This is a genomic window from Bacillus sp. BF2-3, assembly GCF_008368795.1.
In the GTDB taxonomy this organism is placed as follows: Bacteria; Bacillota; Bacilli; order Bacillales; family Bacillaceae_G; genus Bacillus_A; species Bacillus_A cereus.
In genome coordinates, this window is sequence record NZ_QOSA01000006.1 from 250308 (window position 1) to 263284 (window position 12977).

Genomic DNA, 12977 nt, shown 5'->3' on the forward strand with positions numbered 1-12977 from the left:
ATCATTCTGAAGCAAGTAGTTGCTGTAAATATTGATGCCAATATTCAGCTTCTGCTTGCTGTTTTTTTGTTGTATGCCATTGAATAGACAAAATCGTTTGTGCTATCACATACCATCTCATACGCCTAAGCAGCGATTCATCCATTTCAATATCATAGTAACCGAGCCACTCACTCCATTCCTGGCGCGGAATGTACCAATATAATAACATACCGAGGTCTAGAGCTGGGTCAGCAATTACAGCTCCATCCCAATCAATTAAAAACAATTCATCTTCATCCGACAATAGCCAGTTGTTATGATTTACATCACAATGGCATACAACGAATTCATTGTATTCAATAGCTTTTAATGAATCCATTAAATATTGAAGGCCTTGCTGAATTGTTTCATCATCCCTTATATCTCCTCTTAAAACGAGTTGCAGTTGTTGTAATAACTCTTGTGCGTGAAGCGGCTGCTTCCCAAGTCTTTGAATCATCTGTACAAGCGCTTTAGAGGAGTGTATTTTCTTCAAAAGTTTCGCAACACGTTCTAGTTTCATATCCTCTGGCTCTAGCTTCTGTCCCGGAAGCCATTTTTGAGCAGAAATTACATCACCATTCGTTACCCTTCTTGTCCAAAGTAATTTTGGAACAATTCCTTCTGCTGACAATACCGCTAAAAAGGGCGATGTATTCCGCTTTAAAAATAACTTCTGTTGTCCGTTTTGCGCAATATATGCATCGCCCGTTACTCCACCAGCCGGTACAAGACTCCACTCTTTTCCTAATAATTGTTCCAACCATTCCATATTCATTACCCGTTAACAAATCCTTATCTTTTATAGTTATGAAAAGAAAAACCGCAACATTTCTACACATGTTGTGGATTCATATATTTTACTGTAAATGAAAAGAAAAATTAGCCTAAGCCAAAAATCCTCTATTTTATTTTACAAAACCTGTCATAGAATGACAACTTATCAAAATCGTCACCTTTGTCAATTCTACATTTATTACATTCTCATCGTCAAGTAGCGATTTGTCACATTATCGTCAATATATACGTGCTAATTGGAGCGAGCTTAAGTTCCTTTCCTCTAAATGAAGAAATTGGCTCTATTTTCGCTTCGTTTTCGTTTACTAACACATGCCACGTTGCTTCTTTCGGAAGTTGCACAGTTTTAGCTTCTAAACCGCTATTAAATAAGACGATAATCTCTTTCCATGGCCCAAACGTTTCTACATGCTCTAGGTGATATGCAAGTACTTCTGTAGATGTTTGTAAAAAAGTCATATGTTTTTTTATAAGGTCTGCGCTTTGTAATCGGAATGCCCCATGCTCTTTACGAATCGCAATTAAACCTTTTATATAGTTAACAGTCTCTATCTCTTTCTCTTTTTGATCCCAATCTAATTGATTGATCTCATCATTTGCATTATAACTATTTTCATTTCCTTTCTTCGTACGATAAAACTCTTGCCCTGCGTGTAAGAAAGGGATGCCTTGTGAAAGAATAACCATTGCGCTCGCTAACAGGTGACGTTTTTTCAAAATCGTTTCTGATTCTTCATTACTGCGCACTAGTTTATCCCACATCGTCATATTATCATGACATTCTACATAGTTAATGCTTTGCGCTGGCTCTAGAAACAGCCCTGTTTCTTTCATACTTAAAAGACTTCCTGCTGCAATATACTGCAAATGATTACAGTCTACATGCCCACCAAATGCAAAACCACGCTTATTTATATGAAATGTACTCCCTTTTATCCCATCACGAAATTGATCATTAAACTGCGCGATATGTGGCATTTTCTTCGCATTATTTAACGTTGCTTTTTCTTTGGTAGGAAGCGGTGTTTGTAAATCCCATCCTTCTCCTAATAACAAAGCATCTCGTTTTATGTTTCGCACTTCTTTTTCTATCATATTCATTGTATCAACATCTAAAATTCCCATTAAGTCGAATCGGAATCCATCGACATTGTATTCAGTAAGCCAATATAAAATAGACTCTACAATGAATTTCCTCATCATTTTCCGTTCAGACGCTATATCATTTCCGACTCCCGTCCCATTAGAAGGCATACCATCTTCACCATGACGAAAATAGTATCCTGGAACAAGCTTTTCAAATGATGATAGCTCTCTTTCATAAACATGATTATAGACAACATCTATAATCACCCTAATACCTTGTTCATGAAATGTTTCAATTAGTTGTTTGCACTCAACTATCCTGTTATACGGATCAGAGGGGTTTGTAGCATAATATCCTGTTGGTGCATTGTAATATAATGGATTATATCCCCAATTATAGGCGGACGAAGGATTCGCCTCATCTACACCACCGAAACAATATAAAGGTAATAGTTCAACATGTGTAACACCTAAATCTTTTATATGAGACAACCCTGTTAATGTCCCATTCCGTCCTGTTGTTCCCTCTTCCATCAATCCTTTATATGTTCCCTTTTGAATTACTCCACTATTTGGATGTATAGTCGCATCACGAATATGCAGTTCATACAATATGGCATCTGTCATTGATTGTAATGTTGGTAATCCCTCTCGTCTTGTTACATTGGTTTTTTCTAAATTGATAACAACACCATGTTTTCCATTTACCGTCACCGACTTTGCATAAGGATCCACAGCTTCGTTCCATATTAAATTAATACAAACAAGAAATGTATAGCGTGCTCCGTCTAAATCACCTTGTAATGTTTGAATCCAAACTCCGTTTTCTCCCCTGTACATTTCATGATCGGTATATTCTTTATCGCTCTTATAAATTCTTACTTTCGCAAGCCTTGCAGTTGGGGCCCATACTTTAAATGTCGTTTCTTCTTTTTGATAAACAGCACCTAAATCTGTACCTTCGTAATAATACTTTTCATCGAAACTTTTTGTTCGAATAACAGCACCTATTTGTAAATCAGTTTCTTCATTCCGTTCATCTCGTACTGTATAATACTTCCCCACATCTAGCGGCTCTTCTATAAAGCACTCATACTTCGTTGCATCTGGAAGCGCAATCGTATGAGCAATCGGTAAATCTTTCACATTACTTCCTTCTTGCAAACGAAATGTCCGACTTGTTCCATACGCATGTGGGAGCAAAATTGTAATTTTATTCATTTCATCTAAATAGGCATCAAATGGACGTTTTACTTTCAACATAAAAAAATCACCATCATTCTCAAAGTTAAAATAAAGTGAAACTTTAATGAGCGAGAAAATTTCTCCATCCTCACTTATTATTAGCCTTCACCAATTAGGCGAGATAAAATGAGCTGCAAATGATAAGGCTTTTCTTATCAACAAGACTCTATACAGTAACTCCATTCTTCTCTATAGTATATTCACCTGCATAAAAAACGTTTTCAACATTCTATTTTTGTAATTTTATTTCAGCAATCGATTTATACTTCGGGGTTTCTTTCACGTGGGATTCGTATAAAGTAATTGTATCTGCTTGAAATGATATTTCAGGCACTTCTTTTATACTTTCTAAACGAAACTTTTCTTCTCCTATCCATTTACGAGCAACGGTAATATGCGGGTGATATGGGCGTGTTTCTAGAGAAAATCCATTTTCTTCACAAATGGCATGTATTTGCTTTTGCAACTGAAACAAATCGTGATTCTCACTTACCTTCGCCCAAAAAATACGAGGCTGATCTTCCCTACCAAACGTTGAAAAACCTTGTAATGTGAACGATAGTTCTTTTGTTTCTGCAATTGTTTTTAATCCATTCTTTATTCCCTCTAATTGTTCCCCCGTTGCACTCCCTAAAAATGAAAGGGTAATATGATAGTCTTCTTTATGTACCCATGAACGAAATTGTAATTCCTCTTGCATATCCTCTTTATAGTTAGACAGCATTTCTTTTATATGATTCGGTAACGTAATTGCGACAAAATAATGCAGTTCCATGTACATCTTCTCCTTCTTTTCTATTGTTGCTTTTCTTTCTTATCTCATTCAGGTAAAAAGAAGCCGCTCTCCAAAATAGAGAGCGGACATTATTTATATATCCATTACTTCGCTAATTCATGAATTGCTTGCGCGTAAATTGCTGTTGCTTTCAATAAGTCTTCAATTTCGATATACTCATCTTTTTGATGCGCAAGTTCTTCTTTTCCAGGGAATAGCGGGCCAAATGCCACACCAGCTTTTAATGAACGAGCATAAGTACCGCCGCCGATTGCTAATAGTTCTGCTTTTTCACCTGTTTGTTCTTCATACACACGTTGTAACGTACGGATTAATACGTGATCTTTATCGACGTGATGTGGGCGAGAATTAGAATAGTCAGCCACTTCAAAACCATGCGTACCAACATATTCTTTCAACTTCACAATTGTTTCTTCAAAGTTAGTTGTAACTGGGTAACGTACGTTTAGCCCTAAGTTACCACCGTTTTCTTTCGTATAAGAAATGCGACCGACATTCACTGTTAACGGACCGCTAATTTCATCTTTGTAAGCAATAGTAGCTTTTTCACCAAAAATATCACCAGTAAATGTTTCTGTTGCAAATGTCGCAAATGCAGTTGCTTTTCCATCAAGTGAAACTGTAGTTAAGAAGTTTGCTAATAATAAACCTGCATTTTCTCCTTTTTCAGGAGTAGATCCGTGCGCTGAAATTCCTTCTATTTGCAACGTCACTGTATTTCCTTCTATAGTCGATTTCCCTATTTTTTTAGCAGTTTGTAAATACTCTTCATATGCTACTGTAAGTGCATTTACATCTTCTCCTGTAATAACTGCTTCTGCAAAATCAGGAACCATATTTAAACGGCGCCCTGAATCAAATGAAACAAGTTCATATGTACCTTTTTTCTCTTCACTACCATTTTGCACAACTTGTATATCAGAAATTCCTTTTTCTGCATTAATAATTGGAAAGTCTGCATCCGGCGCAAAACCAATTGTTGGCATTTCTTCATTTTTAAAGTAGTGATCTACACATTTCCAATTGCTTTCCTCATCTGTTCCTATAATCATACGAACACGTTTTGAAAGAGGTAAGCCTAATTCTTTCACAATTTTCATTGCATAATATGCTGCCATCGTTGGGCCTTTATCGTCAATTGCACCACGTGCAAAAATCTTTCCATCGCGAATATCCGCACTATATGCGGGAGTCGTCCAGCCATCTCCTTCTGGTACAACGTCAACGTGACAAAGAATACCTACTAATTCTTCTCCTTGTCCCATTTCAAGATGACCTGCATATCCTTCTAAATTTTTAGAAGCAAAACCTTCAGCTTCTCCTTTATGTAACATGAAAGATAGAGCTTTTTCTACACCTTCACCGAATGGTGCGCCCTCTTTCGCAGATTCTTCTTCCCATACACTTTTAATTTGTAAAAATTGTTGTGTATCACGAATTAAATCATCTTTTCGTTTTGCAACTTCTTCTGTCCAATTAATCGCTGACATCACGCATCCATCCTTCACTATATTGTTTCTTTCATCATAACAAACAGAAATCTCTTATGCCATACACGAAAACTAAATACCGAACAATTGTAATATTTCAGATATTTCTTATTAGTTTTTCTTTTGTTTTTTCAAAAAAATTTGCAGGAATTTGGCGTTTTACGTAGAATTTTATGTGTTAGTTGACTGACCATATATACAATGTCAACTACCAATATTTTTCTATATGAATATTTGTTAAATTTCTGTAAAATTTAAGTAGATTAAAGCATGAATTTTATCATGTAGAGTACAATGGTAGTAACGACCTTCTTTCCTGAATGGGGTCAAAAAAACTAGTAGAGGAGTGGTTTTCTCTTGAAACCTACAACTACTCGTATGCTAACACGCATTAAATCAATTTATATGTACATCAATGAAAACGGAACGGTAACGACGAAAGACCTTGTAGATGAGTTCGGGATCACACCGCGAACGATACAACGTGATCTAAATGTGTTGCAGTTTAATGAACTCGTGTATAGCCCTTGCCGCGGTAAGTGGACAACAACAGGAAAGAAAGTGAGAATGACCTCATAACGAAAAATAATTGTATGGTAAATAAATACATACCCCTTTCTAATAATTAGAAAGGGGTCTTTTCTGCGCCTATAAAGGTACTACTTTTCAGTATCTACTTGATATGTTTTTAACATTTCTACTTCTTCATCTGTTAGCTCTCGGTATTGTCCAAGTTCTAGTTCTTCATCTAATACTAACGGACCCATCTCTGTTCTCTTTAGGTAGACTACTTTTTTTCCTACCGCTTCAAACATACGCTTCACTTGATGGAATTTCCCTTCCGTAATCACAAGCTCAATTTCAGAAATATCATCGCTTTTCAATATTGTAAGTGCACCTGGCTTTGTTTCATAGCCATCGTCTAAAATAACACCTTTAGCAAATTCTTTTACATCCTCTTCTGTTACTACTCCTGCAACGTGTGCATAATATTTTTTCGGCACATGCTTTTTCGGAGATAATAATTGATGTGATAACTTCCCATCATTTGTTATCAATAAGAAGCCTTCCGTATCGATATCAAGTCGTCCAACTGGGAACGGATCAAAGATTGCATCTTCTAATTCTAATAAATCTATTACTGTTTCATGATTATCATCTTCCGTCGCTGAAATAACACCTTGTGGTTTATGCATCATTAAGTAAACAAATTCTTTGTATTCCACAACTTCACCGTGAATCATAACTTCTTGCTCTTCTACATTTACATGAACTTTCGCATCTTTTACTGGCGTTCCATCAATTTTCACAACGCCATCTTTCAATAATTTCTTTACTTCTTTTCTACTTCCATATCCCATATTTGCTAATAATTTATCTAATCTCACGTTTTTCACCTTCTTTATTTATCATAGAAAAGGGGACGTAATTACGCCCCTCTTGATTTCAACTTTATTTTAAATCTACTACCAAGTTTACGTTGAATTTTATCTAATGCTTCTCCACCAAATACTCTTTCAAGTACTCCTGTGCGAATTGCTAACAATCCGTAAACAAGACCGCCAATACCTGCACAAATCGCAACTGTTATAAGAGCACCAATACGGCCATCAGGCGAAATCATGAAGGATAGAATCCATTGTGATAGTTTTACAGCAACGACCATTATAAGTGTCAGTACTGCAATTTGGAATGTTCTTTTATATACAACACCGAATGAATAGTGTGCGTATTTTTTAATTTGTTGATTTGTGTACCAAACAGAAGCTAAGAAACCAACTGCTGTCGCTAGAATTGCTCCTACTGTACCGAAATAACGAATAAAGATTACGTTACATACAAATTTCAAAATAACGCCCATTATAAGCGCAATAATCGCATGCTTCTGCTGGTTAATACCTTGCAGGATTGCTGCTGTTACTGTAAATAAAGCGAATAACAACGCAACTGGTGCATACCACATTAATACTTGTCCACCTAGTGGATCTGAATCGTAAAACGCAGTATAAATTGGATATGCAAGTGAAGAAATACCGACAACTGCTGGCAATGTTAAAAACATATTTGCCTGGAATGTTTGTGTAATTTGTAATTTCAAATAGCGGTATTGTTTTTCAGTAAATGATTTTGTGATTGCTGGTACAAGCGTTAAACTAAACGCTGTTGCAAGTGATACAGGAATCATAATTAACTTATGCGTCCACATTGTGAAAATACCGAGAGCTCGCTCTGCGATATCACCTTGACCAATCGCCTGCATAATTGAGTTAAATGTCAATGTATCAATTTGTTGATATAAAGGAATTGTTAACCCAATTACAACGTAAGGAATCGCATATGCAAATAACTCTTTAAACAATTGAACGGTGCTTACTGTTGATTCTGGTACAGTTTGTTCAATTAAATATTGATCCAAATATTTTTTACGTTTTAGCCAGTACCAAATTAACACACCGAGTGCTCCAACCGCTGAAACGAACGCAGCAAATGTCGCTACTCCAACTGCTGTTGCAACTGTACCGCCAAGTACTTTAATAACGATAAAACTACCTGCTAATAAAAAGACGATACGAATAATTTGTTCAATAATTTGTGAAACGGTAGTTGGTCCCATAGACTGGTGACCTTGGAAATAACCACGAATTAAACTCGCTGCTGGTACAACAATAAGCGCGAAACTTACAAGACGAATGATCGTCGTAACTTCTCCTACATTATTGTGTATACTTTGTTTACCAAGCATCGCTTCTGCAAACAATGGCGCCGTCATGTACAGTACTAGGAACGAAAGAACTCCTGTTACTATCATCATAACCATTCCCGAGCGGAACATTCTCCGGCTCGTTTTATAATCGCCAAGCGCATTATATTTGGAAACAAATTTTGAAACAGCAAGTGGCACACCTGCCGTTGCGATACTTAAAAAGATCGTATATGGAATGTATCCATATGTATAGAGCGTTCCGCCTTCTGTTCCTACTAATGCATGAAACGGAAAGACGTAAATCATGCCTAAGAACTTTACTAAAAATGTCCCTAGCGTAACAATAAGCGTTCCGCGCAGAAATTTCGAATCGGACATACAAAAATCCTCCTACATCTACATAAAGTGAAACTATAATTAGTTGGAGACTTCTCTCCTACTCCTTATTAGTTGAACCATTCGAGCATTTACAGGCTAACAGACTCCCTATTTACTTCTCCTAAATCTTGAGGTTTTAGTCTTATCGCCTACAAATGGCAGGATAGTGCTGAACTCTAACTTTTGTATTGTACCACAATTCTCTCATTAAGCAGTACTTCACTCTATTTTTCTTTTAAGGGAAAACATGCTATTCTTTTAGGCAGGAAATGTAGAAAATGAGGTCGATATATTATGCATTATGATGTTATTGTCATCGGCGGCGGTCCTTCTGGGCTAATGGCTGCAATTGGTGCTGCAGAAGAAGGCGCAAATGTCTTACTTCTTGATAAAGGAAATAAACTTGGGCGTAAACTTGCAATTTCTGGTGGCGGACGCTGTAACGTAACGAACCGTCTACCACTTGATGAAATTGTTAAACATATACCAGGAAACGGTCGCTTCTTATACAGCGCTTTTTCTATTTTTAATAATGAAGATATTATTACATTCTTCGAAAATCTCGGTGTTAAATTGAAAGAAGAAGACCACGGTCGCATGTTCCCTGTGTCAAACAAAGCACAATCTGTTGTAGACGCACTTTTAACACGATTAAAAGACTTAGGTGTAAAAATTCGTACAAATACGCCTGTTGAAACGATTGAATATGAAAATGGTCAAACAAAAGCAGTTATACTGCAAACAGGCGAAGTGTTAGAAACAAATCACGTCGTTATCGCTGTTGGCGGAAAATCAGTTCCTCAAACTGGATCTACTGGAGACGGATATGCTTGGGCTGAAAAAGCGGGTCATACAATCACAGAATTATTCCCAACAGAAGTACCTATCCTTTCAAACGAGCCGTTTATACGTGACCGCTCATTACAAGGTCTTGCTTTACGTGATATAAACTTAAGTGTATTAAACCCGAAAGGAAAAGCTATCATTTCTCACAAAATGGACATGCTCTTCACTCATTTCGGCCTATCTGGACCTGCTGCTCTTCGCTGTAGCCAATTCGTCGTGAAAGCACTGAAAAAGTTTAAAACGAATACAATACAAATGAGTATTGATGCATTGCCAGAGGAAAATAGTGAGCAACTATTTCAGCGCATGCTGAAACAAATGAAAGAAGATCCGAAAAAAGGAATTAAAAACGTTTTAAAAGGTTATGTCCCTGAACGTTACTTCCTATTCTTATTAGAAAAAAATGAAATTGACGGCAGCGAACAAGCTGGACAAGTTTCTCACGAAAAGATTCGTGCACTTGTGAAAGACTTTAAAGAGTTTACTGTGAATGTAAATGGTACGCAGTCAATTGAAAAAGCATTCGTTACTGGCGGCGGTGTATCCGTGAAAGAAATTAATCCGAAAGAAATGTCTTCTAAATTTACGAACGGCTTATATTTCTGCGGAGAAGTTCTTGATATTCATGGTTATACTGGTGGCTATAATATTACATCAGCCCTTGTTACTGGTAGAATTGCCGGAACGACAGCTGGAGAAAACGCGAAAATGCAGTATTAAAAAAAGAAACAGGGATTCCTGTTTCTTTTTTTATAGGCACATGAAATTATATGAGCGATTCCACAAATATATCAGCGATTCCGCAACTTATATCGGCTATTTTCCAAATTTATCAGCGATTCTGCAACTTATATCGACTTACCGACAAGAAACAACAAATATAGGCTCCACTTAACTTCCCATTGCTTTTTTGTTGCTTTATATACCTTAGTACCTTTATATTTTATATTGTTGAATATTTAAAAAAGGGTAAGGGGAAAACAAATGAGAAAAAAAGTCATGATGTCTTTAATGTTAATGACGTTTCTTTCTGCGGTAGAAGGAACGATTGTTAGTACAGCAATCCCTCGTATAACGAGTGATTTGTCAGGCGTCGAACTTGTTAGTTGGGTATATGCAATTTATATGCTTGCAACAGCTGTTTCGACTCCAATATACGGAAAGCTCGCTGATTTATTTGGCCGTAAAAAAGTTTTACTGATCGGAGCTACAATCTTTTTAGTCGGTTCTGCACTTTGCGGAGTCGTTACATCGATGGAACAATTAATCTTCTTCCGCGCGCTTCAAGGTATCGGTGCTGGTGCTGTTATGCCAATCACAATGACGATTATTGGAGACTTATATAGCGAAGCGAAAGACCGCGCGAAAGCACAAGGTTGGATGAGTGCCGTTTGGGGTGTATCCGGTGTTATCGGACCGTTAGTAGGTGGATTTTTAGTTGATTCCCTTTCTTGGCGTTATATTTTCTTCCTAAACGTTCCATTCGGAATTATCGCTTGCTTAATGATTGCAATTTACTACAAAGAATCTATTAAACCTGCTAAGCATCATATCGATTATCTTGGTGCAACAGTCTTCTCATTAAGTACAATCGCTCTACTATATGCATTATTAACAGGTAGCAGTAAGCAAAACTGGGGAGACATGACAATTATCGGCCTATTAATCTTTGCCGCTATTTCATTTATTATTTTCTTATTCATCGAGAAGAAATCTCCGGAACCATTAATTCCGCTAGCACTTTTCTCTAACCGTACATTATCTACGATAAATATATTAACTCTTATTGCTGGCGCAATGATTATTAGTATTACAATGTACCTTCCAATTTGGAGCCAAGGTGTATTAGGGAAAAACGCTACAGAAGCTGGACTTATTTTAATGCCAATTCCTGTTATGTGGACATTTGGCGCTATTTTCTCTGGTAACTTAGTAGGCAAATTAAAAACGAAACAAATCATTTTACTTGGAGCTAGCATTTTATCAGTCGCTACGTTCTTATTATTTACACTATCAACAAATTCACCATCGTTCCTTATTTATGTAGCAGTCGGATTATTCGGCTTAGGAATGGGGCTTGTGACACCGATTTACATGGTAACAATTCAAGCAGCTGTACCAGCTCATACACGCGGAACAGCTGTTGGTTTAAACACATTTATTAATACATTTAGTCAAACGTTAGGTGCTGCAATATTCGGTACAATCTTCAATACGATGATTCACGCACGTGGTATTAAAAACCTTGATCTTGTATCTGGCGGACACGGCGGTACTACAGCAAACGTAGTAACCGAATCGCAATCTGCATTAGCATCAAGCGTACACGTCATTTATATGAGCACTTTCGTATTAGCAGTATTTACATTAATTATCGCTTGGCTCTTATTAAAGCCAGCTACACAAACAAGTGAGCAACAATAAAAGGATGACCATTTTGGTCATCCTTTTTATTCTTCATTCTCCACAATATGTTTCAGCATGGATAATTTATTATCCCAAAAACGTTCATAATACGAGAGCCATTGTTGTAATTCTTCTAATGGTTCTGGATGCAAACGATATATCTTCTCTCTTCCGCTTTTTCTTCCACTTACTAAATTCGCTTCTGAAAGAATATGAAGGTGCTTTACAACCGCAGTACGACTCATCGGAAAATGATCCGTTATTTTGGAAATCGGTAACTCTTTGTCACTTAATAACCGTATTACTTCTCGGCGGGTTGGATCAGCAATTGCTTGAAATACATCATATTTCGCTGCTGACGAGGACACTTAGCCTTCGACAACCTTTTTCAGTTTTTCATTTACAATCGCTACCCAACCACCGCTCATTCTATCGCGAATAATAGAGCTCTTCGCATTTGCTTTCGGAAGAATTTCATCAGGATGTTTCCAGCCGCCGTGAATTAACGTAAATTCTGTTTTGTTATCTCCTAAGTCTTTCAAATCAAATGAAACAACCCAGCCATCTGTATCCCATGAGAAAGATAAATGGTTTGGTTCATCAATTTCTAATACTTTACATGGTGATGGCCCAAATGGTGATTGCACATGAAATTCATGTCCTACCTCTAATACAAAATCATTTGGCATAAACCATGACGCAATCCCTTCTGCAGTTGATACTACACTCCATACCTTTTGAATAGACGCGTTAAAAACGATTGTTTGTTTAATATCATTTAATGTATCTTGTTGTTCCATTTTCATTCTCCTTTACTCGGCGTTACAACATAACACCTTTTGGTTATACTTCGATAATATAACACCTTTTAGTTTCATGTCAACGCTAATTCTTTTACTGTTGAGAAATTCTCAACATTTTTTCAACAGGACAAACACCCTCTTAGCATTTCCTCATAATATACTCACAAAGGCAATACAAAATAAAAACTTCTCTCAACATGAAACTCCATCATTCATATTGAAAGAAGCGCCTTACTTATATCATGCGTACTTCGTCTCTCCTCCTTCCCTCAAGGGACAATACGCGAGATATGACAAATCAGAAGGAATATGCCCACCATTTGAGTAGGTAGTTATTTCTCTTCTCCTCAACATTTCCTTAGGAGCGAAATGACTACCGACTCACTTTTTTCAAACAAAATAAA

General features: G+C 36.9%; 11 protein-coding genes. 3 read left to right on the top strand and 8 right to left on the bottom strand.

Going from position 1 to position 12977, the window contains the following annotated elements:
• Nucleotide 1 precedes the first annotated feature (1 nt).
• The 4 genes from DN401_RS06930 to pepV form a co-directional block, all read right to left on the bottom strand.
• Nucleotides 2-799 (bottom strand): phosphotransferase family protein, encoded by a 798-nt coding sequence (locus DN401_RS06930; RefSeq protein WP_001986674.1) that lies wholly within the window; start codon nt 797-799, stop codon nt 2-4.
• Between the two features lie 227 nt (nt 800-1026).
• A complete protein-coding gene (pulA, locus tag DN401_RS06935) occupies nt 1027-3168 on the bottom strand; it encodes a type I pullulanase (RefSeq protein WP_149287639.1) in 2142 nt (713 codons plus the stop codon).
• A 211-nt stretch (nt 3169-3379) separates the two neighbouring features.
• Nucleotides 3380-3925, bottom strand: a complete 546-nt coding sequence (gene thpR, locus DN401_RS06940; protein ID WP_000418986.1) for an RNA 2',3'-cyclic phosphodiesterase — start codon at nt 3923-3925, stop codon at nt 3380-3382.
• 104 nt (nt 3926-4029) lie between these two features.
• Nucleotides 4030-5436, bottom strand: a complete 1407-nt coding sequence (pepV, locus tag DN401_RS06945) for a dipeptidase PepV (protein WP_001274236.1) — start codon at nt 5434-5436, stop codon at nt 4030-4032.
• A gap of 357 nt (nt 5437-5793) precedes the next feature.
• Between pepV and DN401_RS06950 the strand changes: the two genes are divergently transcribed.
• Nucleotides 5794-6015, top strand: coding sequence for a DeoR family transcriptional regulator (locus tag DN401_RS06950; protein WP_000805512.1), 222 nt, complete (start codon nt 5794-5796; stop codon nt 6013-6015).
• An 80-nt stretch (nt 6016-6095) separates the two neighbouring features.
• On the opposite strand, the gene DN401_RS06955 is transcribed toward DN401_RS06950, so the two are convergent.
• Nucleotides 6096-6824 (bottom strand): pseudouridine synthase, encoded by a 729-nt coding sequence (locus DN401_RS06955; protein ID WP_001234947.1) that lies wholly within the window; start codon nt 6822-6824, stop codon nt 6096-6098.
• Between the two features lie 41 nt (nt 6825-6865).
• Nucleotides 6866-8518: a putative polysaccharide biosynthesis protein gene (locus tag DN401_RS06960; protein ID WP_001284028.1), complete on the bottom strand. Its 1653-nt coding sequence runs from the start codon at nt 8516-8518 to the stop codon at nt 6866-6868.
• 294 nt (nt 8519-8812) lie between these two features.
• Here DN401_RS06960 and DN401_RS06965 point away from each other — a divergent pair, with 294 nt between their 5' ends.
• Both DN401_RS06965 and DN401_RS06970 read left to right on the top strand, forming a co-directional pair.
• Nucleotides 8813-10084: a BaiN/RdsA family NAD(P)/FAD-dependent oxidoreductase gene (locus DN401_RS06965; RefSeq protein WP_000558859.1), complete on the top strand. Its 1272-nt coding sequence runs from the start codon at nt 8813-8815 to the stop codon at nt 10082-10084.
• 264 nt (nt 10085-10348) lie between these two features.
• The gene (locus DN401_RS06970; RefSeq protein WP_001228021.1) at nt 10349-11788 is read left to right on the top strand and encodes an MDR family MFS transporter; all 1440 of its coding nucleotides are present in this window, start codon (nt 10349-10351) and stop codon (nt 11786-11788) included.
• 26 nt (nt 11789-11814) lie between these two features.
• Here the strand turns inward: DN401_RS06970 and DN401_RS06975 are convergent, their stop codons facing one another.
• Nucleotides 11815-12138 carry an ArsR/SmtB family transcription factor gene (locus tag DN401_RS06975; RefSeq protein ID WP_000098837.1) on the bottom strand — a complete coding sequence of 108 codons (324 nt, stop codon included), beginning with the start codon at nt 12136-12138 and terminating at the stop codon, nt 11815-11817.
• Nucleotides 12139-12570, bottom strand: coding sequence for an SRPBCC family protein (locus DN401_RS06980; RefSeq protein WP_000437627.1), 432 nt, complete (start codon nt 12568-12570; stop codon nt 12139-12141). It abuts the gene before it with no gap.
• Between the last annotated feature and the right edge of the window lie 407 nt (nt 12571-12977).

Bases quoted from the DNA above. Each gene is read 5' to 3' on its own strand.
- DN401_RS06930 (WP_001986674.1), bottom strand. From the start codon at position 799: ATGAATATGGAATGGTTGGAACAATTATTAGGAAAAGAGTGGAGTCTT.
- pulA (WP_149287639.1), bottom strand. From the start codon at position 3,168: ATGTTGAAAGTAAAACGTCCATTTGATGCCTATTTAGATGAAATGAAT.
- thpR (WP_000418986.1), bottom strand. From the start codon at position 3,925: ATGGAACTGCATTATTTTGTCGCAATTACGTTACCGAATCATATAAAA.
- pepV (WP_001274236.1), bottom strand. From the start codon at position 5,436: ATGTCAGCGATTAATTGGACAGAAGAAGTTGCAAAACGAAAAGATGAT.
- DN401_RS06960 (WP_001284028.1), bottom strand. From the start codon at position 8,518: ATGTCCGATTCGAAATTTCTGCGCGGAACGCTTATTGTTACGCTAGGG.
- DN401_RS06965 (WP_000558859.1), top strand. From the start codon at position 8,813: ATGCATTATGATGTTATTGTCATCGGCGGCGGTCCTTCTGGGCTAATG.
- DN401_RS06970 (WP_001228021.1), top strand. From the start codon at position 10,349: ATGAGAAAAAAAGTCATGATGTCTTTAATGTTAATGACGTTTCTTTCT.
- DN401_RS06980 (WP_000437627.1), bottom strand. From the start codon at position 12,570: ATGGAACAACAAGATACATTAAATGATATTAAACAAACAATCGTTTTT.